The sequence below is a fragment of the Pseudomonas sp. GV047 genome (genome assembly GCF_003058245.1).
Classification (GTDB): Bacteria; Pseudomonadota; Gammaproteobacteria; order Pseudomonadales; family Pseudomonadaceae; genus Aquipseudomonas; species Aquipseudomonas marginalis.
Genome location: NZ_QCWA01000003.1, coordinates 76,178 through 102,981, shown reverse-complemented (window position 1 = coordinate 102,981; position 26,804 = coordinate 76,178). Strand labels below are relative to the sequence as shown.

22 protein-coding genes are annotated in these 26,804 nt (G+C 63.4%); 7 read left to right on the top strand and 15 right to left on the bottom strand.

The window, feature by feature from the left end:
- The first annotated feature begins 29 nt into the window (after positions 1–29).
- Positions 30–6,590, top strand: coding sequence for a DUF4329 domain-containing protein (locus C8K58_RS08865; RefSeq protein WP_158277072.1), 6,561 nt, complete (start codon positions 30–32; stop codon positions 6,588–6,590).
- Between the two features lie 3 nt (positions 6,591–6,593).
- On the opposite strand, the gene C8K58_RS08860 is transcribed toward C8K58_RS08865, so the two are convergent.
- From C8K58_RS08860 to C8K58_RS08815, 10 genes are all read right to left on the bottom strand, one after another.
- On the bottom strand, positions 6,594–7,604 hold the full coding sequence (locus tag C8K58_RS08860; RefSeq protein ID WP_098480463.1) for an iron ABC transporter permease: 1,011 nt from the start codon (positions 7,602–7,604) through the stop codon (positions 6,594–6,596).
- Positions 7,601–8,548: an ABC transporter substrate-binding protein gene (locus C8K58_RS08855; protein WP_108573612.1), complete on the bottom strand. Its 948-nt coding sequence runs from the start codon at positions 8,546–8,548 to the stop codon at positions 7,601–7,603. Before C8K58_RS08855 ends, C8K58_RS08860 begins: the two co-directional genes overlap by 4 nt.
- A complete protein-coding gene (locus C8K58_RS08850; protein WP_108573611.1) occupies positions 8,545–9,327 on the bottom strand; it encodes an ABC transporter ATP-binding protein in 783 nt (260 codons plus the stop codon). Before C8K58_RS08850 ends, C8K58_RS08855 begins: the two co-directional genes overlap by 4 nt.
- A 44-nt stretch (positions 9,328–9,371) precedes the next feature.
- The gene (locus C8K58_RS08845) at positions 9,372–11,480 is read right to left on the bottom strand and encodes a TonB-dependent siderophore receptor (protein ID WP_108573610.1); all 2,109 of its coding nucleotides are present in this window, start codon (positions 11,478–11,480) and stop codon (positions 9,372–9,374) included.
- A 152-nt stretch (positions 11,481–11,632) separates the two neighbouring features.
- A complete protein-coding gene (locus C8K58_RS08840; protein ID WP_027607738.1) occupies positions 11,633–13,015 on the bottom strand; it encodes a PepSY domain-containing protein in 1,383 nt (460 codons plus the stop codon).
- 118 nt (positions 13,016–13,133) lie between these two features.
- Entirely contained in the window at positions 13,134–15,203 is a 2,070-nt protein-coding gene (locus tag C8K58_RS08835; protein ID WP_098480459.1) for a TonB-dependent copper receptor, read from the bottom strand.
- Between the two features lie 93 nt (positions 15,204–15,296).
- Positions 15,297–15,698: a DUF2946 domain-containing protein gene (locus tag C8K58_RS08830; RefSeq protein WP_108573609.1), complete on the bottom strand. Its 402-nt coding sequence runs from the start codon at positions 15,696–15,698 to the stop codon at positions 15,297–15,299.
- Positions 15,699–15,709: 11 nt separating this feature from the next.
- Positions 15,710–16,192: a copper chaperone PCu(A)C gene (locus C8K58_RS08825; RefSeq protein WP_027607741.1), complete on the bottom strand. Its 483-nt coding sequence runs from the start codon at positions 16,190–16,192 to the stop codon at positions 15,710–15,712.
- Positions 16,193–16,239: 47 nt separating this feature from the next.
- On the bottom strand, positions 16,240–16,635 hold the full coding sequence (locus tag C8K58_RS08820; RefSeq protein ID WP_027607742.1) for a DUF2946 domain-containing protein: 396 nt from the start codon (positions 16,633–16,635) through the stop codon (positions 16,240–16,242).
- A gap of 175 nt (positions 16,636–16,810) precedes the next feature.
- The gene (locus C8K58_RS08815) at positions 16,811–17,167 is read right to left on the bottom strand and encodes a DNA-binding protein (protein ID WP_043293782.1); all 357 of its coding nucleotides are present in this window, start codon (positions 17,165–17,167) and stop codon (positions 16,811–16,813) included.
- Positions 17,168–17,610: 443 nt separating this feature from the next.
- On the opposite strand from C8K58_RS08815, the gene C8K58_RS08810 reads away from it, so the two are divergent.
- On the top strand, positions 17,611–17,862 hold the full coding sequence (locus C8K58_RS08810) for a DUF6124 family protein (protein ID WP_027607743.1): 252 nt from the start codon (positions 17,611–17,613) through the stop codon (positions 17,860–17,862).
- 58 nt (positions 17,863–17,920) lie between these two features.
- On the opposite strand, the gene C8K58_RS08805 is transcribed toward C8K58_RS08810, so the two are convergent.
- The 4 genes from C8K58_RS08805 to cbiE form a co-directional block, all read right to left on the bottom strand.
- Positions 17,921–18,409 (bottom strand): PIN domain-containing protein, encoded by a 489-nt coding sequence (locus C8K58_RS08805; RefSeq protein WP_027607744.1) that lies wholly within the window; start codon positions 18,407–18,409, stop codon positions 17,921–17,923.
- The gene (locus tag C8K58_RS08800; RefSeq protein WP_098480456.1) at positions 18,406–18,684 is read right to left on the bottom strand and encodes a hypothetical protein; all 279 of its coding nucleotides are present in this window, start codon (positions 18,682–18,684) and stop codon (positions 18,406–18,408) included. The genes C8K58_RS08805 and C8K58_RS08800 overlap by 4 nt, the downstream gene beginning before the upstream one ends.
- 127 nt (positions 18,685–18,811) lie before the next feature.
- A complete protein-coding gene (locus C8K58_RS08795; RefSeq protein ID WP_108573608.1) occupies positions 18,812–19,537 on the bottom strand; it encodes a cobalt-precorrin-6A reductase in 726 nt (241 codons plus the stop codon).
- Positions 19,534–20,739 carry a precorrin-6y C5,15-methyltransferase (decarboxylating) subunit CbiE gene (gene cbiE / locus C8K58_RS08790; RefSeq protein WP_108573607.1) on the bottom strand — a complete coding sequence of 402 codons (1,206 nt, stop codon included), beginning with the start codon at positions 20,737–20,739 and terminating at the stop codon, positions 19,534–19,536. The genes C8K58_RS08795 and cbiE overlap by 4 nt, the downstream gene beginning before the upstream one ends.
- A 38-nt stretch (positions 20,740–20,777) precedes the next feature.
- Between cbiE and cobG the strand changes: the two genes are divergently transcribed.
- The 5 genes from cobG to C8K58_RS08765 all read left to right on the top strand — a co-directional run bounded on the left by cobG (position 20,778) and on the right by C8K58_RS08765 (position 26,128).
- On the top strand, positions 20,778–22,124 hold the full coding sequence (gene cobG, locus C8K58_RS08785) for a precorrin-3B synthase (RefSeq protein WP_108573606.1): 1,347 nt from the start codon (positions 20,778–20,780) through the stop codon (positions 22,122–22,124).
- Positions 22,117–22,743 carry a precorrin-8X methylmutase gene (locus C8K58_RS08780; protein ID WP_027607749.1) on the top strand — a complete coding sequence of 209 codons (627 nt, stop codon included), beginning with the start codon at positions 22,117–22,119 and terminating at the stop codon, positions 22,741–22,743. The genes cobG and C8K58_RS08780 overlap by 8 nt, the downstream gene beginning before the upstream one ends.
- Positions 22,743–23,474 (top strand): precorrin-2 C(20)-methyltransferase, encoded by a 732-nt coding sequence (locus tag C8K58_RS08775; protein WP_027607750.1) that lies wholly within the window; start codon positions 22,743–22,745, stop codon positions 23,472–23,474. Before C8K58_RS08780 ends, C8K58_RS08775 begins: the two co-directional genes overlap by 1 nt.
- Positions 23,474–25,111, top strand: a complete 1,638-nt coding sequence (cobJ, locus tag C8K58_RS08770) for a precorrin-3B C(17)-methyltransferase (protein WP_098480451.1) — start codon at positions 23,474–23,476, stop codon at positions 25,109–25,111. The genes C8K58_RS08775 and cobJ overlap by 1 nt, the downstream gene beginning before the upstream one ends.
- Before the next feature lie 237 nt (positions 25,112–25,348).
- A complete protein-coding gene (locus C8K58_RS08765; RefSeq protein WP_027607752.1) occupies positions 25,349–26,128 on the top strand; it encodes a hypothetical protein in 780 nt (259 codons plus the stop codon).
- On the opposite strand, the gene C8K58_RS08760 is transcribed toward C8K58_RS08765, so the two are convergent.
- The gene (locus tag C8K58_RS08760; RefSeq protein ID WP_003217330.1) at positions 26,125–26,721 is read right to left on the bottom strand and encodes a MarC family protein; all 597 of its coding nucleotides are present in this window, start codon (positions 26,719–26,721) and stop codon (positions 26,125–26,127) included. The two genes, C8K58_RS08765 and C8K58_RS08760, sit on opposite strands and share 4 nt — an antisense overlap.
- Positions 26,722–26,804 lie beyond the last annotated feature (83 nt).

Genomic DNA, 26,804 nt, shown 5'->3' with positions numbered 1-26,804 from the left:
CCGACGACGAACATGATCAAGGGAGTGTCATGCAAGAGCATTTATCCAGAGAGGAGCGCGCGGCAGCGAGGGGCCTTCGATATACCCTCAGCCCTGGGTTTATCAGTGCCGACGATGCTGCACGCTATGTGCACGAGCGCATTGGCGACAAGCGCGACCGCGAGTACGGCAGTGTCATTCTCCAGCGCCTGGCCGATAGCAAAGTGTTTGCCACCGAGCCGATTCCCGGCAAGGCGGCGACGTTCGACTTTTCGCTGTTGCTGGAGCGCGGGGCGCAGAACGAGTTCCTCGATCCTGCGGGCTACAAACTGGTGGGCGGGGTGCATTCTCACCCTGACCAGTTTGCCCAGCTCAAGGCCCTCAATCCCGGTTATCGGGACCGCCAGGTGCGTATCTTCAACAGCTTTTTTTCCACCCGCGATGTGGTCTTCAACCACTACGAAGGGCGTGCGTTCGGCACCGCCTACTTGTCGGGCCCCCAGGGCGTATTGCTCAAGTATCAGCCGGGTTTTTCCGAGGCCGAGCGCAAGTTTGTCGACTGGATCGACGACGTCAGTACAGCCGTGCCCGCCGATGGTCACGATGGCACGCTCGAAGGCTTTATCAGGAAAGTGGCGTCGGTAGGCCGCCTGTCGTTGCTGGTCGCCAGCGATGACTGGGGCGGGGTGCCCGGTGTCATCGATCAGCGCTGGCGGCCCTATCTGCCATTGAACAGCGGCCAGCCCACCATCGCCTGCGGGGCGGTGTATCCCGAGGTCACCCAGGCGCTCAACGCCGTGCAGGCGCGCATGCGGCGCATGCCGAATGTCAGCCAGATGGCCCTGCTGCTCAAGCATGAGCTGCGCGATGAGTTCGCCGCCACCCAGCCCTTCGTACTCAGCAGTGCAGAGCAGTTGCCCACCGACAACCACCTGCCTTTGCTGGCGGGCGGGCCACCCTTGCCGGAGGGCTTTCACCTGCAGGGCTTCTTCTATCTGTCGCGGCCGGTGCCGGCGCAGTTTCCGACGGTGGAACCGTGGCTGTACCAGCAGTTCTTCAGCCCTCGGGAGCTGGCGGCCTACATCGCCAAGGCCCGCCGCTACATGCATACGGCGCCCTCCGTGCTGGGCATCTCGCTGTACCTGCGCACCAAGGACAATGCCTTGCTGCGCTACCGGTTCAGCGGCTCACCGGCGGAAACGCGATTGTTCACCACCGATGAGCCCGGCCTTGACCTGGCCCTCGCGGCGGGAACCCTGACCCCGCGCCAGTTTGTGAAACAGGTGGCCGAAGCCGGTGAGTTGAGCGTCGAACAGACCAGCCCGCTGTGGGACGTGGAAGGCGTGGTCGAGAACAACTGGACGCCCTATGCACGCTTCCCCTTCAAGCAGGCCAGCCTCGGCCAGGCGTTTTCGTCGGCCGACAAGGCCGCACAGTTTGCCCATGCGCAGGTGGGCGAGCGCCGTGACCGCGCCTATGTGGCGCTGATTCTGAAGCACCCCGACCAGCACTTTGTACTGACGCAATTGCTGCAGGCGGGCACCAACCCTTATGGGTTCCAGGGGTTCTATCCGTGGGACGCTTACAGCAAACAGTTGGCGTTGCCCGGTGGTTATCAACTGCACGCCTGGTTCGGCTCGCACATGGCGTTGTCATGGGAGAACCTCGATGCCGACTTCAAGACGAAGTGGACCCGCGACGATGCCAGTGTCTACTTCCAGGGCTTTACTGACGTCGAGGCCCACAGGATTCATCAACTGCGCGTGCCGGGCTACCTCTCCGGCGCTGCAGACAGCCTGCTTGTGCTGGAGCCGGAAGGGGCGGACCAGGCCGCATTCACGCGATTGTTCGCGCCGGCGCCGGGCGGCAGCCTGATTGCCAGAGACCTGGCGGACGGTACCTATGCGCCTGCCGAAGGCGTGCGCAAGTTGGCTGGGGTCAGTCGCCTGCGGGTGGTCCTGGGCAATGCGCTATGGGGGCCGCCTGGCGCCATTGACCGGCACTGGCGAGCGTTTGCCGCTGCGCCGTCCCTGCCGAGCGCCGCGACCGCCGTGGCTTCCCTGCCGGCCTTGAGCCCGGCGTTTGTGTCTGCGGATGATGCGGCACTGTGGGCTCACCGGCGTATCGGGACGCGACGCGAGCGTGAGTTCGGTGGAGTCATCCTGAAAAAGCCTGGCGGGCATTTCTTTGCCACCGAGCCGCAAGTCAGCACCGGCGTGCGGTTCGACTTCCTCACCCTCCTGGGCACGGATGATCGCGCCCGGTTCATTGCTCCGCCCTCTTATGAATGCCAGGGCTTCTACCGTTCCTATCCGGCCGAGCCTGGCGAGGTGGAGCGCTACAACCCGGGCTTCAACCCGGACCAGGTTGCGCTGACCGGCAGCTTCTTCTCGAATGCCGATCAGGTGTTTGCCCTGTCCCACCGTGATTTCACCCCGGTGCATTATCTGTCCGGTCCTGACGGCGCATTGCTCAAGTACACGAGCAGCGGTTCCCAGGCCGAACAATCCCTGTTGCGGCAGTTGACGGGGATCGAGCCGGCGCAGCCTCTCACCGCGTTCGAGGGGGCGGTGTGGAACCTGGCGCAGGCCGGGGACCTGCGGGTCGTGGTGGGCAGCAAGGTCTGGGGTGGGGTGCGGGGGCGTGTGCTGCACGGCTGGACCCTGGGCAGCCCTGTCACCTCGGTGCAGGACCTGCCGTTTTTTACCCCGCTGCTGTCGATGGGGCACAGCGCGGTGCTGGTCGCCCTGAGCAGCGTCGACTTGCTGGGGCAGGCGGCGGTGGGCGTGGTGCTGAAACACCGTACCACCTCGAATTACATCGCTACGTTGCCGGCGCCGTTGGGGACGACCCTGGACAGTCTGTTTCCCGTGGGGGACCGCGGTGAGCCAAGGCTGGTGCCGAATTATCGCCTGGTGGGCCTCTACCACGCCCAGCCGGCCCAGGCGCCGGAGCGCCTTCCGCCCAAGGAGGCGTGGCTGTACAAGCGGTTTGCTACGCCGCCGTTGCTGGTGGACGCCATGAGGCAAGCGATCGCCAGCACCGGTATCCAGCTCGCTGAGCTTGGTCTCAAGCTGTATCTGCGCACCGCTGATAACGCTTTGCTGCACTGGCAGGTGCCGAGTGCCTCGTCTGCCAACGAGCTGTTTGTCGTCGACGGCCAAACCGTGACCGACAACGGCAATGAAGCGGCCTTGCTCGACGGCACGTTGTCGCCGCGGGACTTCGTGCGCCGAGTGATTCGCGCGGGCGCGTTGTCGGTGGTCCAGCAAGGCGGCCTGTGGAACACCCTCGGGCCGTTGTATGACAGCGAGCACTTGCCGCTCGGTTCAGGCGCGCTGCCCTTGAGCGGGATGTTCCTGACCGCGGACGACGCCGCGCGGCATGCCCATGAACGCATCGGCGTTCGCCGCAGCAATGCCTATGCCGGGTATGTCCTCAAGCGGGACGATGGGCGATTTGTATTCACTGAGCCGGTGGCCATTTCCGGCGACGGCTTCGCCTCCGACCTGCTGCGCCCTGCCAACGGCAGTGCTTATCTGGTGCCGCCTGCGGGCCATCAGCTGTATGCGCGCTACAGTTCGCATACCGCGTTATCCGTGGCTGACCTGGAACGCCAGCGGCGTCTTGGCTGGACGCTGGCCGATCTGGAAGTCAACGCCACGCTGTTCTCCGATGTGGAGATCCGTTCGGTGATCGAGTCGCGGCTGCCGGCCTATCTGAGCGGTTCGCCGAATAACCTGATCAGCTATCGCCCCAGTGGCTCGGCCAATGAGCTGCTGGTACTGAGCAATACCCGGCGCGAAGCAGGCCAGCATGGCTATTTCGAGCGGTTGGAGAGCGGCCGGCTCAAGCCGGTGGACATCGTCGCCCGGCTGGCCGATGCCGGCACCTTGAGCGTGCTGGTGCGCAGCGCGTTGTGGGGGCCGCGCGGCCGGGTCTACAACGACTGGACGCCCAACTTCGACTACGCCGAAGTCGATCTGCAGGCACCGGCGTTCGGCGCGATCTTCGACAGTCTCGATGCCGCGGCACTCAATGCCCATGTGCGCTGGTACGGCAGGAACCTGGATGCGCAACGCTGCACGGCGTACATCCTCAAGCATCCGCAGCGCGATGAGTTTGTGGTCAGTGAACTGCTGGCGATCACCTCCGGCGGGCGTTGGTTGAGTGACTCCTCCAGGGGCGTCGGTTATCTGGCCGGTGGCGAATTCGCCAAGGGGTTCGAGCTGGCCGGCCTGCTGTTTTCGCAGCAATGGGTGCCGGCGGGATTGCCCACCCCCGAGGCCTGGCTGGCACGGTTCTTCATCACCCCCGAGGTGCTGCTGCGCGCCGAACAGGATGCCCGGCATCTGCCGCGCCCGGCAGCCACTGCGATACTGCCGGTGTATGTGTCGACACACGATGGCGCCTTGTTGCGCTACCAACCTCCGGCATCCTCCCTGCTCAAGGAGGCCACCGACGGCACGGGCGTGATCATCGCCGGGATGAACCTGCACAACGGGACGCTGGACGTCCAGCGCTATGTGTCACAGGTCGCCCAGCCTGCGGACCTGCGGGTGCTCTACACCAGCCAGTGCTGGGACCGCCGGGGAGCGGTAGGCCAGGGTGGCGTGGCCTGGCGCCCCTACGCCAACTTCATCCGCCGTCGCCTGGGCCCGGCCTTTCATTCCCAGGACGATGCGGCCCGGCACGTCCGTTCGCTGCTGCAGGGCAATGGTCTGCTGGGCGGGTTGATTCTGCAGCGTCCCGATGGCCTGTTTGTCGCCACCGAACCGCTCAAGGTGCCCCAGGAAGACTTCGACCCCAAGTGGATTTTCCCGGATGAGGTGGTCAGTACCGGTGGCTTCCCGGCGGCCCATACGGTGGTTGCACGTTACCGCTCCAGCCCGGCCCGGGAGTTGCCCTTCGTACTCGAACTGGCGCAGGCCGGCCTCTATCGCAACATGCTGTCCACCCGCGTGATTTCTTCGGCCCTCGCAGGCCAGGACGCACGCCTGAACCGCGAGTACCTGCTGGGTTCCGATGGCTGTGTGGTGAGCTACACACGCAGCCACTCCGCGCTGGAGGAAGCGCTGAGAAAACAGCTTTTGCCCCTCGACGAGACACGACGCGATCGCCTGGAAAACCTGCTCGAACGTCAGATTCGCAACGCCGCGCTGGCGCCTGGCGAATTTGTCACGCGCCTGGCCAATGCGGGTGTCTTGCGGGTGGTGGAGGGCAGCCCGACGTGGGGCACGCCACGCCGGATCCTTGGCGCCTTCATCGTCAATAGCGACCGCCCCGCGCCATTGGCGATCCGGAACGCACTGGCAGACCCGGCGTTCAGCCCGCTGTTCACCCAGGAGCAGGACGCGGTGCGGTATGCCCATCAGCATCGTCGGCATGGCGAACACCTGCAGTTCGGCTACGTGTTCAAATCGCAGAAAAACGGGCACTACATGGTCAGCATGCCGCTGGTGCGCCAGAGTTATCGTGACTTTGCGCAAGTCTTTCCCGACGGTCTTTTCCCCCAGGGCTATGGGCTGGAAGGCTTCTACCTGTGTGCCGGCAGCGACAGCGTCACGCCGGCCACGGATCCGTTGCACCAGGCATTTTTTTCGCCCACGGACATGGACATCGGCATCCGCTTCTCGATTCACGGAATCAGGGGCAAGCAACTCACGTTTTACCTGTCATGCGCGGATGGTGCCCTGCTCAGGTATCAATACCTGGGCACGGATGCGCAGCTGGATTCGTGGGGCTCGCTGCTTGAAACACGGCAGCAGTTGCGCGCAGGCCGGATGACCCTGCTCAGTTACGTCCATCGCCTGCTCGACAAAGGGGTCCTGGATACGCTGGTCCGAGGCGAGGTCTGGACCACGCGCAATCGTGTCGATACGTTCTGGAAACCCGGTGTCGATGAGGTGTTTGTGCCGCCTTGGCGTGCGGCCTGCGGTCCGGTTTTTTCCGATGGGGATGATGCCGCGCGCTATCTCCGGCGCCAGCTTTCGCCGTATCAGGGCAAACAGTACCTCTCGGCGATACTCGCCAATGCGGCGGGCACGTCGTTCCTGGCTACCTTGCCGGTAGCGGCCGGGGCCGACCAGTCGCTGATTCTGCGCCTGTTCTACAGCGGGCCGCTGGGCCCTGTACAACCGGCGGTGCCGCCAGCGCCCCTGCCGGACTTTCCGCAGCCATATGCGGTTGCGGGTGTCCATCTGCTCTACAACAGCATGCCGGCCACCGACAGCCGGGCGCCGAAAGATATCGCCCTGACGCGTCATTTCGTGGCGCCGACCTTCCTGAGTTATTTCATCAGGGTGTTGCGCGGGCTGTCGCGGCCGTCGCCGGGTCTGTATCTGTCGAGCCAGGCCGGTGCGTTGTTGAAGTACTTGCCCAGTTATTCGGCGCAGGAAAGCCGGGTCCTGGTGGGCGGTCCCGACGTGTATCCCACCGTGTTCCTGAAGGGCGTGGCCAGGACCGGCAAGCTGTTCGTGCTGGACAAGGACGACTTCTGGATGAACGAGGGTCTACTGTCCGAACGGCAAGTGGAGCGCTCCAATGGCCTGGAAGTCGCCGTGCCCGAGGTCGACGAACCGCTGAGCCTGCGCGACCGCGACGAGCTGTAAACGTCAGCGCTTGCGCATCAGGCCGATGAAGAACAGGCCGCCGATCGCCGCCGTGGCCACGCCGATCGGCAGGTCTTCGGGGGCGATCAAGGTGCGCGCCGCCACATCGACCCAGACCAGGAACAGGCTGCCCAGCACTGCACACACCGGCAGCAAGCGACGATGCTCGGCGCCCACCAGGCGCCGGGCGATGTGCGGCACCATCAGCCCGACAAAGCCGATGGAGCCGCTGATGGACACCAGCACGCCGGTCATCAACGAGGCGACCAGGAACACCTTCAGCCGTACATTGCGGGCGTTCAGGCCAAGGGTCACGGCGGTCTGTTCGCCGGCCATCAGCGCGTTCAACGGGCGGGCCATGCCCACCAGCACCAGCAGCCCGAGCACTACGCTGGCGCCCGGAATCGCCAGCAGTTCCCAGCGTGCCAGGCCGAGGCCGCCGAGCATCCAGAACATCACCGCCGAGGCGGCGCGATGGTCGCCCATGAACAGCAGCAGATTGGCCGCCGCCATCATCACGAACGACACTGCCACGCCGCACAGCAACAGGCGATCACTCTCCAGCCGGCCATTGCGACTGGCTACCGCGAGCACCACGATCATGCTCCACAGGGCGCCGATAAAGGCGGCGATGGGCAAGGTCAGCAGGCCGATGATCTCGCCTACATGCAGCACCACGATCACCGCGCCCAGGGTCGCGCCGGAAGTGACACCCAGCAGGTGCGGATCGGCCAGCGGATTACGCGTGACCGCCTGCAACACCGCACCGATCAACGCCAGCCCGGCCCCCACCAACGCCCCCAGCAGCATGCGCGGCACGCGGATCAGCCAGACGATAGGTGCCTGCCCGGCCGACCAACTCACTTCGCCGATGCCGAAGACCTTGTACAGCAGGATGCGCCACACCACGTCCGCCGGTACCCGCGCCGGGCCAAAGCCCAGGGATATCACACAGGACACCAGCAGCAATGCGCCCAGGACGGCAAGCAACAGGGGGTAACGACGGGTGATCATTCGCCGTGGAACCCCTTGGCCAGGGTTTCCACCGCCAGCACGTTATCGATGCCCGGCGTGGCTTGTACATACGGGATCACGATAAAGCGCTGGTTCCTGATCGCGTCCACCCCTTGCAGCGCCGGGTGGTTGAGCAGGAACTGCTGTTTTTGATCGGCGGTGACTTCGCTGTAGTCGACGATCACGATCACCTGTGGATTGCGCTCGACTACCATCTCCCAGTTGACGCGGGTCCAGCTGGCGTCGACGTCATCGAGGATGTTGCGCCCGCCGGCCGCGTCGATCAGCGCCTGGGGCATACCGAGGCGGCCGGAGGTCATGGCGCGGTCTTCGCCGCTGTCGTAGAGGAACACGCGCGGCTTGTGGGCGGGCAGGTCTGTCTGCACCTCGGCGACCTGTGCCTGCATCTGCGCGATCAAGGCATTGGCGCGGTCCTGCACGTCGAAAATCCTGCCCAGGTTGCGCAGGTCGTTATAGGTGTCGTCCAGGGTCGCGGCCGGGCGCTTCATCACGAAGGCGCACGACTCGGTCAGCTCGTACACGTTGATCCCCAGCGGCTGCAGGGTGTTCGGCGTCAGGTCGCCGCCCACGCGCATGCCGTAGTCCCAGCCGGCAAAGAAGAAATCCACATTGGCATTGAGCAGGGTTTCCACCGACGGGTACTTGCTCGCCAGTTCCGGCAGGCCATCGAGAGTCCGGGCCATGTCCGGGGTGACCGACTTCCAGCCGGTGATGCCGCTGTAGCCGGCCATCCGCGGTTTGAGGCCCAGGGCGAGCATCATCTGGGTCATGTTGATGTCATGGCTCACCGCATGCTTCGGCGCTTCCTGGAAGGTCACGTCGCGGTTGCAGCTTTTGACGGTGACCGGGTAATGGGTGGCTTCAGCGAAGGCTGGTGAAGCACCGAACAGCAGGGCCACAAGGGCGAAGGCGCGCAGGATCATGGTGGGGTTATCCAGGTGATGCGGGGATGGTCGGCCAGGGGATGAGTGTCGATCAGCGCCTCGACGCCGAACACATCGCGCAGCAGTTCAGTGGTCAGCACCTGGTGAGGCGTGCCGCTGGCGACGATGCGCCCGTGGTCGATCACGTAGAGCCGATCACAAAAAGCGGCGGCCAGGTTGAGGTCGTGGATGCTGGCCAGGGTGCCGATACCCAGGCGCTTGACCAGCCTCAACAGCTCAAGCTGGTAGCGTGGATCGAGGTGGTTGGTCGGTTCGTCGAGGATCAGTAATTGCGGTTGCTGGGCCAGGGCGCGGGCGAGGATGACGCGCTGTTTTTCACCGCCCGAGAGGGTGGCGAAGGCATGCGCTTCAAAGCCCTGCATGCCCACCGATACCAGCGCCTGTTGCACCAGCTGCCGATCCTCCAGGGTGTCGCTGTCGAACAGGCCCTTGTGGGGCGTGCGGCCCATGGCGACCACTTCATCGACTCGCAGGCCAAAGGCATCCGGGAACTCCTGCAACACCACGGCGATACGTTGCGCACACCACTTGGCGCCTTGCTTCCACAGGTTCCGGTGGGCGAGCAATACGTCGCCGCGCTCCGGCTGGGTGAACCGATAGGCGCAGCGCAACAGGCTGGTCTTGCCGCTGCCGTTGGGGCCGATCAGCCCGACGAACTCCCCCGCAGCGACGTGAAGGCCTGCGTCACGCAGTTGGAACGGGTGTTGGCTGTGGTTCGCCGGGGCCCAGTTGATGCGGGTGAGGGTGAGTGAAGTCATCAAGTCTCTCAAGGCCTGCAGGGATCCAACGGTGTTTGGGTCAGTTAGAAGGTGTAGTCCGCCGTGACGAAGAACGAGCGCGGTTCACCGAGGATCCATTGCTGGCCGTCGTTGTACTGGCTGACCGCGTAGGTGCGATCGAACAGGTTGTTCAGTTGCAGGCCCAGGGTGGTGTTGCGCATCGCCTTCCACGACAGCGTGGCATCGACCACGGTGTAGCTCGGCAGCTCGTTCTGGTTGGCCATGTCGGCATACCGTGCATCGACATAGCGCACCCCGGCACCGGCGCGGATGTCGTCGCTCAGGGCCTTGCTCAGCCACAGGTTGGCGGTGCGGCGTGGCACGTCCACCGGGCGATTGCCGTCGCGGGACACTTGTACACCGCCGACATCCTGTTTGAAGTCGTCGTACTGCGCCCGCACGATGGCTGCGTTGCCTTGCAGCGCCCAGGCGTGCGGCAGCTGCAGGTCGAGGCTGGCTTCCAGGCCGCTGGAGGATTGCTGGCCGACTTGCTGCTTGAGGTCCGGGTTGCCGGGGATGTCGGTGAGCAGTTTCTTCTTGACGATATGGTAGGCCGCCACTGTCCATTCGCCGCGTTGATCCCAGAAGGCCTGCTTGAGGCCGATCTCGGTTTGCCTGGCGGTGGAGAGGTCGAACTGCTGCTGGCCAGGGCTCAGGGAAATCAGGCCGCCGACCCCGTCGGTGCTGGTGGCGTACTGGCCGTAGACCGAGGTGTCCGGGGTGATTGCGTAGACCAGGCCAGCCTTCCAGTTATTACCGGTGAGGGTCTTGTCGCTTTGGCTGGCGTCACGCAAATCATCGCGCTCGACGTGGGCATAGTCGCGGCGGATGCCGGTGACCAGCGCCAGTTGGTCGGTGAGTTGCAGGCGGTTTTCGGCGAAACCGGCAACGGTTTTGGTGGTGGTGGCGAACAGCGGTTTGAACGGGTTCTGGCTGTCGAACCGAGCGGGCGCCGGATCGTTGATATCCACCGGCTGGCCGCCGGGCAGTACGTCGTTGAACGGTGAGTTGCTGGCCAGGCGGAAACGGATGCGGTTGTATTCCACGCCCGTCACCGTCTGGCTGTCGAGGCCGAACAGGCTGTGCTTGAAGGTGAAGGTCTGGCGATCGCCGACCTGTTCCTGGTTGTGCTTGATGCCGAAGTTGCCGCTGCGGGTCAGTTGCCCGTTGGTGACGTTGTAGTTCTCGGCGTTCTGCCAGCGGCGCTGGTTCTTCAGGTAGAACAGTTCATTGGTGGCGCTGACGTTGTCAGTGATCTGCCACTCGCTGGTCAGGCGCGTCCACTGGTCGTTGTAGTGCTGGGTGTCGTTGCTGACGTTGTAGTTCTTGTCGCGCAGGCCCTTGTGCAACTGGCCATTGATCAGCGGCGTGCCGAAGTAGTTCTGCGGGCGCTGGTCGCCGTAGTCGCTGGCCAGGGTGAAGCTCAGGTTGTCCGCCGCCTGCCAGCGCAGGGCGCCGCTGACGAAGTCGCTGCTGGAGTCGCCATGGTCGATAAAGCCGTGGCTGCGCAGGCGGTTGAGGTTCAGGCGATAGCTCAGGGTGTCGGTCAGCGAGCCGCCGCTGTCCAGGGCTTGTTGCTGGCGATCGTAGGCGCCGTAGCCGAGGCGGAGGTGGTTTTCGATCTCGCCTTCGAAGGGTTTTTTCGGCACGGTATTGATCACCGCACCGGTGGCGCCTTCGCCGTACAGCACCGAGGCCGGGCCGCGCAAAACGTCTACGCGTTCCACCGCCCAGGTGTCCACCGGGAAGGTCGAGGTGCCCATGCCCATGTACATGCGGGTGCCGTCGTACAGTTGCATCACCGAGCCCTGGCCGGTAAAGCCACGGGCCGCCAGCGAGGTGCCGCCATCGCCCGGTGTGCCGGTGCGGCTGATGCCGGTGGCACGGGAAATGGCGTCCTGCACGCTGGCGTCGCCACGCGCGCGGATCTGCGTGCCGGTCTGGCTTTCGACACTGCCCGGGGTTTGCAGCGCGCTGAGATTCAGGCGCGAGCCTGCGGTGGTCGGTGTGTTCAGGTCGACGTGTTGGTCATCCACGGCCGCTGCGGTCACCGGGCTGGCGGGCAGGGTCAGGGCCTGGGCGCTGTCATGCAGGGCGAGCAGGCACAGGCCGGACACTAGGTACTTGTTCATTGGGCGGAAAATCGCTTCTTCGAGGCGGTGCTCGCCGCTGGGCGCGGCGAGCTGAGGTATGCAGTAAGTGTTATAAGTTAACACTTCCTGCGTCTTTGGCGAAAGCCCGCGTAAGACTACCTAACGCCTCTATGTAGGGCATCTCGCCTACTTCATAGCGAACCTGAGGTGGATTCACGTTGGCTGAACAACCGTGAAAACACCAGGCGATCCAGCGCCCAGACCGCGATCAACGAGGCGCCCACCAGCGGGAACAGGAGCGCCAGCCCGAGCATGATCACCATCGCGGTTTTCCACTTCGGCAGGTCATGACGCAACGGCGGAACTCCCAGGCCGCCCTGGGGCCGACGCTTCCACCAGATCAACACGCCACTCACCGCGCTGAGCAGGATCATCAGGCAGATCAGCAGCACGATCAGCTGGTTCACCCAGCCGAACATCTTGCCCTCGTGCAGCATCACGCCGGTCTCGGTGGCCCGCGCCACGGTGTTGTAGTGCGCCCAGCGCACATCGGCGAGGACTTTGCCGGTGTACTGGTCCACATGCAGGGTGGCGTCGTTGCGCGGGTCGTCGGCGAACACCGCGACGGTGAACACGCCCTCGGCGGTGGTGGGGAAAGTGATGCTGTAGCCGGGCTCGACCTTGCGTGCCGTGGCCAGGTCCACCACCTGTTGCAGGCGCACCGTGGGCGCGGCGGGAGCAGCGTGCATGGCGCCGTGGTTCATGTGTTCGGCATGGTCGCCGGACATCGGCATCGGCGTGTTTTCCATGGCCCAGGGCACGGTCTGTTGCGTTGCGGTATTGAGCACCCGCGCCTGCTGATCGGACTGCGGCACGTTGTTCCACATCGCCGCCGGGAAAGTGTTCCAAAGGTCGGCGTATTGCTTGCCCCAGAAGCCGGTCCAGGTCATGCCGCTGAGCAGCATCACCAGCAGAAACGCCGCGCCCCAGAAGCCGGCGACGGCATGCAGGTCACGCCAGAACACGCGGCCACGGCTCGTGAAACGCGGCCATAACACCCCGGCCGACGTTTTGCCGCGTGGCCACCACAGGTACAGGCCGGACACCACCAGCATCACGCCCCAACCGGCGGCGAGCTCCACCAGGCGATCGCCGACGGTGCCGATCATCAGCTCGCCGTGCAGGGCGCGGGCGATGGCTTGCAGGTTGTTTTTCGCATCCTGCTCACCGAGTACGGTGCCACGATAGGGGTCGACGAACACTGTCACTTCGCGCCCGCCGTCGTGCATCACGAACTGCGCGCTGCTGGTGGCGTCGGCGGGTGGCAGGTACTTGCTGATCTTGCCCTGGGGAAAGGCCGCCTGGGCGCGTTGCAACTGTTCGTCGGCGCTCAAGGCGTGCTCGGCGCTTTGCACCTTGAGCAGGTCGCTGTACATCAGCGGATCGAGCTGGGGTTTGAACAGGTAGATGATGCCGGTCAGGGCCAGCAGCACCATGAAAGGGGCGACGAAGAGGCCGGCGTAGAAGTGCCAGCGCCAGGCCAGGTTGTAGAAGGAAACTTTTTGAGTGGTCATCAGGGATGCTCCGCAAAGCTTGAATTTTTTGTCGTTGGTCAGACTGCTATCGGGGGCAAGCCCCCTCCCACATGTGGAATGCATTCCAACTGTGGGAGGGGGCTTGCCCGCGATGCTTTTAGAAGCTCATGTCAACCTTGGTCCACAGGGTGCGCCCCGGCTCCTTGATGGCCTGCGGGTCGTTGGCCGGGTAGCCGAACCCGGCGTTGCCGGCCAGGTTCAGGTGCTCGGCGTAGGCTTTGCCGAACAGGTTGTCGACGCCGGTGCTGACCTTGAAATTCTTGTTGATGCGATAGGCGCCATTGACCGAGAACACGCCAAAACCGCCGCTCTTGTCGTAGTCCTTGCCGACCACATTGCCCTTGTTCTGGTCGATGCGGTTCTGCGCCGCCACTACCCGCCACAACGCGCCGGCACTCCAGTCGTCTTCGCTGTAGGTCAGGCCGAAGCGTGCATCCAACGGTGGCATTTGCGGCAGGGCCTTGCCGTCGCTGCTGTTCTTGCCCCAGGCGTAGGCGAGGGTGGCATCGGCTTTCCAGTTCTGCGTCAGTTTGTAGGCCGCGCCGAGTTCACCTCCCATGATGCGCGCGTCCACATTGCGCGCCTGGGAGGTGGTGCCCATCATCCCCGCCCGGTAGTCGAACAGGATGAAGTCACGCACCTGGCCGACGTAGCCCGAGGCCCAGGCTTCGAGGTTGTCGGCTTTGTACTGCGCGCCGACGTCGAGCTGGGTGGTTTTCTCCGGCTTCACGCCGTCGAAGGCGTTGACCGAGCCGACTGCGCCGGTGTTGGGCGAGAACAGCTCCCAGTAATCCGGGAAGCGCTCCGAGTGGCCCAGGCCGGCATAGAGGGTGGTCGGGCTGTCGGCCAGGTCGTGCTCATAACGCATAAAACCCGAGGGCAACGTATCGGCGCGGGTGTCGTCGGCGGTCGGGTTGGCGCGTGCACTCATCCCGGAGCCGGTGGTTTGCCGGAAATCCTTGGCCGAGGCGCGGTCCAGGCGCGCGCCGGTGATCAGGCGGTCACGGTCGGCGGCGTACCACGTCAGTTCGCCGAATACGCCGTAGTTGTGGAAGTTGGCGTCCTTGACCTTGGGCAAGTCCTTGTAGGTGTCGATGCCCATGCTGCTACGTTGGCGGTGTTCGTTGGTCTGCGCATCCAGGCCGCTGATCAGTTGCACATCGGCCCAGCGCCAGGTGGCCTTGATGCGCGCGCCGAGGGTGCGGCGGTCGACGTTGGAGGCCATGGGGCCGGCCATCATCCCGGTGCCCGAGGGCGTGCGCAGGCTGTAGTTGTCCATCACATGGTCGGCGTAGTTGTAGTAGACCTGGGCTTCGACCTTATCCAGCACTTCGCCGATATTCGATTTTTCGAAGCGCAGGCCCAGGCTTTCGCGCAGGAACTGCGAACCGTCCATGCCGCGCCCGGCGTAACGCGCTTCGCCGTCGCCACGGCCGGCGGTGAGCTCCAGCAGGGTGTCGGCATCCGGGGTGAAGCCGACGGCGACGTCGCCATTCCATTTGTCGTAGCGCGAGGCGACGGTATCGTTGTTGCCGTCCTTGTAGTCATCGGCATGGGCCTGGTTGCCGATCACCCGCACATAGCCCAGCGGCCCACCGGCGGCGGCATCGATGACCTTGTCGAAGCGCCCGTTGGAGCCGGCCAGCACACTCGCGTTGAGCCGCGTGCCGAGTTCACCGAAGTGTTCCGGTTCGCGCTCGAACAGGATGGTGCCGGCTGAAGCACCGGGGCCCCAGAGTACGGTCTGCGGGCCCTTGATCACGGTGAGCTTGTCGTAGGTTTCCGGCGAAATGTAGGAGGTCGGCGCATCCATCCTGCCGGGGCAGGCGCCGAGCATCATGCTGCCGTTGGTGAGGATGTTCAGGCGCGAGCCGAACATGCCGCGCAGCACCGGGTCGCCATTGGTGCCGCCGTTGCGTACCAGGGCGAAGCCGGGGATGGTCTTGAGGTAGTCGCCGCCGTCGCTGGCGGGCACCGGTTGGCGTGGGTCTTTGGGGTTGGTGACCACGGTCAGCGGCGAGCTGGGCGCAATGGCGGTGATCACCGTGGGCGTCAGCTCATGCTCGGCGTGTTCATCGGCCTGGGCGTGGGGAACGAGCAGGGCGCCGCATAGGGCAGCGAGCACAGAGGTGCTTCCCAAACGGGAGTCAGCAGTAAACCTGGACATGACAAATTCCATCAATCAATCGTAAACAACACGGCCAGCAGCCTGCGGCTGTCTGTCTAAAGTCGGCCGGGGTGAAGTAACGGTGGCAGGGGCTTACGAGGCGATGGGCGGGGCGCGGCTGCGGGCGCCGGGGAAGATGCTCTGCCGGGCATGGCCCAGGCGCGGTGCGGGGGTAAGGGCATTGGCCGGCGGCGGGGTACCGATGGCCGTGAATGACACGCTGCCGGGCAGGGCCGGGCAACTGTAGAGCAAGTCGCAATAGCCGCACTTGGACCAGAGCGCGTGGTGTTCGTCAGGGGCTTTCTTGTGATGGGCGTCGCCGTGGTCGCCGGGCATGTCCATGGACATGTTCATCGACATACCGGCGTGATGATCCATCGGCATCGCTTGGGAAATCAGCGGACCGATAAAGATCATCAGCATGGCGAACAGGCTGATCCAACTGCCGCGCTTCACGCGGCGGTGTGGGGATAGCCTGGCGCGAGGGGCGCCCATCTGGAGTCAGTCTATTGAGGGTGCTTGTGCGCGTGGCCGGCCATCGGCGGTACTTTCTGTACCGACACTTCCACCTCGACCTTGCCGGCTTTTTCAAAGGTCAGGGTCAGCGGGAATTGCTTGCCATCGGCCAGCAGGCTGCGGTCCTTGAGGCCCAGCAACATGACGTGATACGCCATGGGCGCGAAGGTCAGGTCACCCTTGGCCGGTACGGCAACGCTGGGGACTTGCTGCATCTTCATCAAGTCGCCCTGCATCACATGCTCATGCAGCTCGGCCTTGTCGGCCACTGGTGTGTCGACACTGAGCAGGCGGTCCGGGGTAGCGCCGGTGTTATGAATCACGAAATACGCGGCGACGGTGGGCGCGTTGGGCGGCAATTCCTGGGACCAGGGATCGCTGACCAGCAGGTCGCCGGCCTTGTAGTCTTCGGCATTGGCAGCACTGAACACCGGCAGCAGCAACGCAGCCAGAAGCAGGGAAGATTTAAGCATGGCAGTTCTCCAGAACGGTTCTAAACGCAGTTCACTTGCGAAGAAGATCAGGACGTTGGAGAGGCGCGGGGGTTAAGGCTCGGCCATTGCTGGCGCGGGGTGGGGGTTTGCAATGGGGTGTGTGGTTGACGCTGTACCGTCTCGAATCGCGTGAGATACAACTGCGGCACATGCCCCGGCAACGCCACCAACGGCGCCGAGCCCGAGCAACACCAGCAATGCTGCATGGTGGAATGATCGTCCGGCTGCGGCGCCGGAATCTCCAGCTTGCCCAGGGCAATGGTCTTCAGGCTGGCGCCATTGGACGAACAGAAACTGCCCCACAGCAATTGCTGCACGGGGTCCTTGGATTGTTGCATCGCGCTGGCCATTGGCATGGCAAAGGCGTTGAACAGCACTGCAAGGCAGGCGATCCAGGCAATTGCAAAGCGTTGACGGGCCATGGCGGACAATCCGTAGGGTTAAACGATCAGGCGGGTATTTAGCCTGATCGGGGGGGATAAGTAAAAAGTGGTGGTGTGGTTTGGTGTCGCAGTGCTGGGTTTGAGGATAGACGGGGAATCGAGAGGATGCCGATCTTCAAGTCAACGCCCCTCCCACATTTTGGATTGTGTGTGGCTATTGCTTCGCGTTGAGCCTGCGAGTCGCGCGGGCAATGTCGGCTCGCGCCACCTTGATCAATGAGCCATCGCCTGGGTCTTCTTCGATACAGGCTTCAAGGAAAGCATCCATCTCTTCTTGTGTGTGGAGATGGTCAGCAGCGTCGAAAACTGTGAACGTCGTCTTTCTGTCAGATAGGTATTGGGCTTTTTCCAGCCATTGGTTTAATCGAGCTGCGACTTCGGGTTCATCCAATTTTAGTTCGTCGGCCTCAAGGCTTAGCGCGTGCGCGAACTCTGGGTTCGCGATTATGTGCTCGATAATTGTGCTTTCAGCAGGTCGAGTCAGGTGCTGCGTACGGGGTTTGTTAGTCATGTGAACCTCATGTTTACGCCGTAGGACAAAGCGTCGAGGATCATCGCCAAGGGTATGCGGTTCTAGGTAGTCAGCGGGTTCCGTTACGCATGTAGGTAAATTCTCCTTGATCCGCCGCGCAGCCCGAATATGAGGTCGTTCCACAGAAACTTCCGACAACTCTTTGAGGTTGCCGGTAGGAAACTCAATCTCTAGTCTTCGTACACCGCTGCAAATGCCGCGGACGGGCGTCGCGGCCCGACTTCCTAAGAGCAAAAGCGCTATCGTCTGCTTTCAGTTGATGCTTTTTTATCGTCTACTGTGCGGCGCTATGGCGGCTGTGCGCGGGATACCTTTGGGTATGCCGGGTTGCCTCGGGACCGGTCCGCGAACCTGCGTACAGCTGCCACCCTATCGCGTCGCGGCGAATCAGTGGCAGCTCCACATTCCTGAGGAGCTTCACAATGATCAAACCCACCCCCAATCCCCCCGTCCGGCTGTTCACCGTGGCCGATGGCATCAGCACCGAAGACCTGTTGGTCAACCTCAGCGAAACACTTGCCTCGGCCAACGCGCTGAGTTGCGACCTTGCCTTTAACCTGGAAGGCGCACCACGCGAGGAATTACTGGGCGTTGCGCAGTTGATCGAGCTGGCACAATTGCTCGCTGACAGGGTGCACGAAGGAGCAGGGCAGGCAACCGCCGCGAGTAGTTAACAAGTTCGATGAGCGATCGTTCCTGCGCATATGTGTGGGAATGATCGTGTGGCAGGTCTTAGACCTCCCAGCTGGCTTCCCGTATATGATTGAAGTTGACGACATCTACGCAGTGCTGATGAGCAAACCCAGCGACTCTGAGATCGTCAGTCAAAACCAGATAGTTATCTTTTGCTGCGGCAACAATGCCAACGTCGGTAAGGCCGTAGGGTGAAAGCTCATAATCGCGACTTATATCCAAGGCTGGATGATGGACCTCGATTATTGTTGATAGTGAGTTTTTTAACGTTGCATAAAAATCGCGCAGCTTGTTTCCATGAAGTCCATTTGTCAGGTTGCTGACTTCAGCGAGAATGTGAGGGGTTGAAACAAGTTTTTCGAACTGGTCAATCACTTTGAGCAAAAGTTGATAGTCTGCATCGCTGTAGCCGCGTGTTCTCTTGAACTCCACGATGCTGGACGTTCCTCCTATCAGTGCCAGAAGCAGCAAGTTAGTATCAACGATGATTCCTTTTCTTCGGTATTGCTTGATGTAGGCTTCGATCATACTTCGCGAATCTTCATGGAGCGGAACTCGCCAGTCTCCGAGTCGATGATGAATGTTTTGTATTTTCTTGCATGCATTTGTCCGGCTAAAGATGCGCCTAGCCTTTCATAGTTATTAGGGTTGGGGACATTGAAGCCCAGTGTTATTGCCCAGGTTTTATTGTCTGGGTCTAACTCTACTTCCTCAAGCATCAGGTCTTGTAGTGCTGTTTCTTGCCCGAGAAAGTCGTTTGCGACCGCCTTGGCGAGTTGTACGGCTTCTTTAACTTCTATCATGTCAGCTCCTGAATACCGTTGGGCCTGGCTTGAACTGTTCCTGGAGTTTAGCACTTCGTGTTGTGGGTTCATCGCCGTCCCTTGAGGTAACAAAAAGATTGGATAGAGGGTGGCGGATGATCCTGATCTATCGAATGAAATCTGCCAACGAATCGATTGTTTCTGCGGGCGACAAAAGCTCCCGATCCACCGCCGCCAACACCGGCCGCTTCAACACCAACACCGGCACCCCCCGTTCCCGCGCCACTTCCAATTTCGGCTCGGTGGCGGTGCTGCCACTGTTCTTGCTGATCAGCACATCGATCCCACGCCGTTCAAACAACGCGCGTTCATCTTCGATCAGAAACGGTCCGCGCGCGCCGATCACTTCACAGCGATCATTCCCCGGATACACATCCAGCGCGCGCAACGTCCAGAACTGCTCGGCGGGGATTTCGTCGAGATGCTGCAATGGCTCGCGGCCCAAGGTGAACAGCGGACGCTTGAAGGGTTTCAAGGCGTCGATCAACTCAGCCCAGTCACTGACCTCCCGCCAGTCATCGCCGGCCTGCGGCTGCCACGCCGGGCGACGCAATGCCCAACACGGCACACCGCCCAACCGTGCAGCCTCGGCGGCATTGCGGCTGATCTGCGCCGCATACGGATGGGTCGCGTCGAGGATCAGGCTGATCTGTTCGTCGCGAACAAACTGCGCCAAGCCTTCGGCGCCGCCATAACCGCCGACACGCACCTGGCAGGTAAGATCGGTAGGCACACGCCCCACACCCGCCAGGCTGTAGATATGCGCCGGCCCCAAGGTGCGCGCGATAGCCAGCGCTTCGGTCACACCGCCCAGCAGCAGGATGCGTTTCATCGCGGCTTGACCACGTCCAGCAGGGTGATTGGAAGCGCCTGGCGCCACGTATCGAACTCACCCAGTGGCTGGGCCTGAGCGACGTGGATGCGCGTCAGTTCGCCGCCATGCGCCGCGCGCCAGTTCATCAAGGTCATTTCGCTTTGCAGGGTGACGGCATTGGCCACCAACCGACCGCCGGGGCGCAGGTGTTGCCAACAGGTGTCGAGCACACCGTCGCGGGTGACGCCGCCGCCGATGAAGATGGCGTCGGGAGCTGTAAGGCCGTGCAACGCTTCCGGGGCTTTGCCACGAACCAACTGCAAACCGGGCACGCCGAGAGCGTCGCGATTGTGTTCAATAAGGCCCTGGCGGCCTTCGTCTGCTTCAATTGCCAATGCTCGGCAGCTCGGATGGGCGCGCATCCATTCGATACCGATGGAGCCGCTGCCCGCACCCACGTCCCACAGCAGTTCGCCGGGCATCGGGGCGAGGCGGGCGAGGGTCATGGCGCGCACATCGCGTTTGGTCAGTTGGCCGTCGTGCTGGAAGGCGGAATCGGGCAAGCCAGCGAGGCGCGACAGACGTGGTGTGTCGCTGGAGGCCACGCAGTCGATGGCGACCAGGTTCAAATCGGCGACACAGGCGTGCTGCCAATCCTCAGCCAAACCGTCGATGCGCCGCTCATTTGTGCTGCCCAGGTGTTCAAATACTGTCAATCGGCTGGGCCCAAACCCGGATTCAGCCAACAACGCAGCAATCAACGCGGGACTGCCGCCGTCATTACTCAGTACCAATAAACGCACACCTGTGGCCAGATGCGCATTGATCGCCGCCACTGGCCGGGCCACTACGGACAGCGTCACCACCTCCTGCAACGGCCAGCCCAGCCGCGCCGCCGCCAACGACACCGACGACGGCGCCGGCAAAATCAGCAGTTCTTCAGCCGCCACCTGTCGCGCCAGGCTGGCCCCCACGCCATAAAACATCGGGTCACCACTGGCCAGCACGCACACAGGCTCGCCACGCCGCGCCAGTACCGGTTCCAGGGAGAACGGGCTCGGCCACACCTGGCGCTCACCGCGAATACACACCGGCAACAGGTCCAACTGGCGCTGACCACCTATAATCCGCGAAGCGCGCAACAGGGCATGCCGGGCATTCCTGCCCAGCCCCTTGAAGCCGTCTTCACCGATGCCTACAACCGTCAGCCAGGGCGACATATCAATTCCTTGAGCGACATCCGACGGGCAGGCTTTTCATGCCGCCGGACAAAGCAGGCATAATACCGCGCCTTTACCCGTCAACCGGTAGCCCCGTGAACCCAACGCCCGCTGTGAATACCTTGCGCCCCTCGGCTTGTCCGGGGTTGCTGCGTATCGTCCAGGCGCTGGATGGCGGCATCTGCCGGATCAAACTGGCCGGTGGCTCGATCAGCGCCGCCCAGGCCTGTGCCGTGGCGGACGCGGCCCAGGCCTATGCGGGCGGGGTGATCGAGGCGACCAACCGCGCCAACCTGCAGATACGTGGGATCGGTGCCGAGCAAGACGCCTTGATCGCCATGCTGCTGGCTGCCGACCTGGGCCCGAGTAACGCCGCTGGCGATGACGTGCGCAACCTGATGCTCAGCCCCAGCGCCGGTATCGACCCGCAGATGCTGTTCGACACCCGGCCGCTGGCCGAGCAGATTCTCGCCAGCCTGCAAAACCGTCCGCGTTTCCATGAGCTGTCGGCCAAGTTCGCCGTGCAACTGGACGGCGGCGAGGCCCTGGCGATGCTCGAGCATCATCATGATCTGTGGCTGTCGGCGTTCGTACGCAATGGCGAGACGCTCCTTGCGTTCGGCCTGGCGGGTTGTCCAGGGCAGGATGCGCCGTTGGCCGCCGTGCCGTTGGCACAGGGCCATGGGTTGGTGGTGGCGGTGCTGGAGGGGTTTCTTGACCTCGCCACCCCGGAACAAACCCGCATGCGCCACCTGGCTGTGGATAAGTTGCTGAGCCGCCTCAGCCTGCCGCTGCTGCCGGCCGATGGCTTCAAACGCCCGCCCAGCGGCGCTTTGCTGCACCTCGGGAGTTATCCACAGGCTCAAAGCAATCAATTCTACGTCGCGGCCATCGCACCCTTGGGGCGCCTGGATTCGACGATGCTCACAGGCGTGGCGCAGCTCGCCAGCGAATATGGCGACGGCACATTGCGCTTCACCCCCTGGCAAGGTGTGTTACTGCCCAACGTCGAAAAACCTCACGCCGTAACCCAACGCCTGGCGCAACTGGGCTTCCTCTGCACCGTCGACCAACCCTTGGCCCGCGTGATCGCCTGCACCGGTTCCAGCGGCTGCGCCAAAGCCCTCGCCGACACCAAGGCCGACGCCGTGCACTTGGCCGCGCTGCATCCCGGCCATGACGTGCACCTGTCCGGCTGCTCGCGTTCCTGCGCCGCCGCACATATCGCGCCGGTCACCTTGCTGGCGGTGAGCCCCGGCCACTACGACCTGTATTTTCGCGATGCAGCCCACCCCGGTTTCGGCCGGCTGCACGCACGCACCCTTTCCATTGAAGCGGCGGGCGCCTTGCTGCGCGCTCACCCACGGAGCAACACCGATGATTGATTACATCCGCGACGGTCAGGAGATCTATCGCAACTCCTTCGCCATTATTCGCGCGGAAGCCAAGTTGGAGCGTATCCCGGCCGACCTGGAGAAACTCGCGGTGCGGGTGATCCATGCCTGCGGCATGGTCGAGGCCATTGATGGCCTGCAGTTCTCCACCGGTGCGGGCAAGGCCGGGCGCGATGCGCTGGCCGCTGGTGCGCCGATTCTGTGTGATGCGCGGATGGTCTCCGAAGGCGTGACCCGTGCGCGCCTGCCGGCCAACAACCCGGTGATCTGCACCCTGCGCGACGACAGCGTGCCGGAGTTGGCGCGGGAGCTGGGCAATACCCGTTCCGCTGCGGCCCTGGAGCTTTGGCGTCCGCACCTGGAAGGCAGCGTGGTGGTGATCGGCAATGCGCCGACGGCGTTGTTCTACCTGCTGGAAATGCTCGACGCGGGTGCACCAAAACCGGCGTTGATCCTCGGCTTCCCGGTCGGGTTTGTCGGCGCGGCCGAATCCAAGGCGATGCTGGCAGCGGACAGCCGCGGCGTACCGTTCGTGATCATGCAGGGCCGCCTGGGCGGCAGTGCCATGGCCGCCGCGGCGGTGAATGCGCTCGCCACGGAGGTCGAATAATGCCGGCACGCGGACGTTTGATCGGCCTGGGCGTCGGCCCCGGCGACCCGGAACTGATTACCCTCAAGGCCCTGCGCCTGCTGCGCGAATCGCCGGTGGTGGCGTATTTCGTGGCCAAGGGCAAGAAGGGTAACGCCTTCGGCATCATCGAAGACCACCTGGTGCCACAGCAAACCCTGATGCCGCTGGTGTACCCGGTGACCACCGAAGCGCTGCCGGCGCCGTTGTCCTATGAACAAGTGATCAGCGACTTCTACGACACCGCCAGTGTCGAGGTGGCCGTGCACCTGGACGCCGGTCGCGACGTGGCGGTGATCTGTGAAGGCGACCCGTTCTTCTACGGCTCCTATATGTATTTGCATGACCGCTTGGCCGAGCGCTACGAAGCCGAGGTTATCCCCGGTGTGTGCTCGATGCTTGGCGGCGCCTCGGTGCTGGGCGCGCCGTTGGTGTATCGCAACCAGAGCCTGTCGGTGCTGTCGGGCGTATTGCCCCACGAAGACCTCAAGCGCCGCCTGGCGGATGCCGACGCGGCGGTGATCATGAAGCTGGGGCGCAACTTCCCCAAGGTGCGCCAGGTACTCGAAGAACTCGGCCTGGCCGAGCGCGCACTGTATGTGGAGCGCGCGACCATGGCCAACCAGAAAATCGTGGCGCTGGACCAGGTGGAGCCGATGTCTTCGCCGTACTTCTCGCTGATCATCGTGCCGGGTGAACGGTGGCAAGGTTGATGACCCCGGCGATTGTCATTCTGGGCCAGGGCAGCCTGGCCACCGCGCGCAGGATCCAGCAGGTTTACCCTGGGGCACTGATCCACGGCCTGGCCGGGCGGGTTGAGGGGGCGGACCAGCCTTACGGCGAATTCGGCGCGACCCTGCGTCAGCTCTACCAGCAGGGCACGCCGCTGATCGCCCTGTGTGCGGCCGGCATCGTGATCCGCACCCTGGCGCCGCTGCTGCTGGAGAAAGGCGAAGAACCCGCCGTGCTGGCCGTGGCGGAAGATGGCAGCGCCGTGGTGCCGTTGCTCGGTGGTCTTGGCGGTGTGAACGTCATGGCGCGGGACATCGCGGCAGCACTGGGTGTCGCTGCGGCGATCACCACCAGTGGCGAGCTGCGTTTCGGCACCTGCCTGCTCAACCCGCCTGCGGGTTATGAGCTGGCAGACCTGGAACTGGGCAAGCGCTTCGTGTCCGACCTGCTGGCGGGCGAAAGCGTGCGCATCGAAGGTGCGGCACCGTGGTTGGACCAGGCGAATTTGCCTCAGGACCAACAGGCGCATCTAGCCATTCACGTGGGCAGTGCCGAGCGTGTGCCTGCCGCCAACGAGTTGCTGATCTATCCAAAGACGGTGTGCGTGACCTGCAAGCCGGGTGCGCAGTTGGCCGAGCGTGTGCGCGCGGCCTTGCACGAGGCGGGTATTGCCGTGCAATCCCTGGCGTGCCTGTTGGCCAGCGATACGCAGATGGCTGACCCGTCGTTGCACGAAGCCGCGTCGGCGTTGGGCGTGCCGCTGCGCTTTGGCGGCGTTACCCAGGCTGCCGATATTGTCATCGAGGTGGCTGACCAACCGCTGGAGCTGGCCCAGGTCGGCCGCTGCCGCGGCCGCCTTGCCGTGATCGGCCTGGGCCCTGGCGCCGCCGAGCTGATGGTGCCGGCGGTCAAGGCCGAGCTGGCGCGCTGCACCGATGTGCTGGGCTATGAAACCTACGTGCGCATGGCCGGGCCGTTCCGTGACGATCAGGTACAGCATTGCACCGATAACCGCGAAGAGATGCAGCGCGCCCGCCACGCCTTCGAGCTGGCCGCCCAGGGGCGTTCGGTGGTGGTGGTGTCGTCCGGCGACCCGGGCGTCTTCGCCATGGCGGCGGCGGTGATCGAGGCGTTGCACGAGTCCGGCGATCCGGCGTGGCATCAGGTCGACCTGGAAATCCTGCCGGGGGTTTCGGCCTCCCTGGCCACTGCCGCCCAGGCCGGCGCGCCGTTGGGCCACGACTTTTGCGTGATGTCGCTGTCGGACAACCTCAAGCCCTGGTCGATCATCGAAAAGCGCCTGGACCTCGCGTCCCAGGCCGACCTGGCCCTGGCGTTCTACAACCCGATCTCGCGTTCGCGGCCTTGGCAGCTGGGGCGCGCCCTGGAAATCGTCGCGCAACACCGCAGGCCTGAGACCCCGGTGGTGCTGGGTCGCGATATCGGTCGCCCCGGCCAGACCCTGCGCGTCACCACCCTCGGGCAACTCACGCCAGACCAGGTGGACATGCGCACCATGGTGCTGGTCGGCTCATCCACTACCTGCACATTCCCTCGCGCCGGTGGCGGTGAATGGGTGTACACACCGCGCTGGTACGGTGCAAAACCCGCCTCCTGAAAACGCCTGGATGGCTGCACGAAAGCTCCGAATGACAATGGGTGATCACCTGCTGTTGCTCGGGGCTTTTTCTTTTTTGAGTGACGAAAGCCGGAAGGCCACGAGGGGCGCCCTGTCATTGCTGGGCAGCGTTTTTTGCCGCGTTCCGGCAAGCGATGTTTGTGGCATGGAAGAGCCGCCGCTGACTGGACTAGTGTGGACACAAGCCCCGAGCCGGGGTGTTTGTGGAGAACTGAAATGGAGCGACATCACAGAAGGATCAACAACACAAAACGGCGCAAGTTGATTGCGCGCTACACATTGCCGAGGGCGCGAGGTGCGCAGCCCTCATTGCCGCTCGACACGGAGGACGACTGCAACGCGGCGGTGGTCAACAACAGCGTGATTTCGTTTGCCGAGGGGCTGTCCGGGTTGAACCGGGAATACATCCGCAAAAGCTATCTGCTGGCCAGCAGCTACGTCAGCGATGTATTGAAGATCCAGCGAGGTACCGAGGCCTGGTACGACGAATTTATCAAGGTGATGATCAGCCTGGGCTGGCTGCCGGTGCGCAGCAGTTTCAAGCGGGTCTCACAGTCGGGCAAGGGCCTGACCGTGCAATTGGCGGCGCTGAATATCATCGCCACGATACTGGCGGGGGCGTCGGTTTCGGGACCGCTGGTTACGGCGCTGCCGAAACTGGCAGCCGATGCGCTGGAGGCACTGAAGCAGCAACCGAGTTCATTCGAACTGTTCAAGCGCAACAGTACGGTGCACCAGGGCGGTGATTTCGGCCTGGCATCCTGCGCCGAAACCGACGGCGAATTGATGATGGTGCTGGTGACGTACAGCACCCAAGGCGTGAACAAACAGGTGGGGCTGCCGTTTCTGGAGTGGGACAGTTCCTCGTTCGAGGCCTTCAGCGGGCAGACCTGCCTGGTGCTGAATACCTCGATGGTCAACGAAAAAACCATCCAGCTGATGCGCGAGAGCGCGGGCGACAAGGTGCAGTCGGCGATCGCCAAATACCGGATCTAAGGCACCAGGTAGCCGCGCACCCCGGTAAAGATGATTTGCGCGGCGAGGGCACACACGAACAATCCCATCAACCGACTGACAATCTGCAAGCCCTGGTCACCGAGAATCCGTTCGATACGGTTGGACAGGTACAGCACCACACCGACCGTGAGGCTGGCCAGGGCGATGCTGAGGATGGCCGTGATCTTGTCATCCCAGTGCGGTTGGCTGACGCCCATGACCAACAGCGCACCGATGGTGCCGGGGCCGACCGTGAGGGGAATGGTCAGCGGCACGATGGTCACGTCCTGCTGCACATTGTCGGTCTGCACGGCCGACTTGCCCTGGGCCATGCCCAGGGCGGAGATAAACAGCACACTGCCGGCGCCGATGCGAAAGGCATCCACGGTGATGCCGAACACGCTGAAGATCACCCGGCCGAACAGGTAGAGCAACACGCTGGACACCAGGGTCGCCAGCGCTACTTTCCAGGCCAGGCGCCGCCGCTCTTTACTCGAATAACCACGGGTCAGGCTGATAAAGCAGGACAGCACGAAGAACGGGCTGTAGAGCACCAGCATCTTCAGGTAAACGCTGAATAACACGTGGAGCATGGGGGGGCTCGCGGGCGGGGAAAGTGTGGAGAGTCTATCAGGCGCCAGAGATCAAATGTGGGAGGGGGCTCGCCCTAATTCCA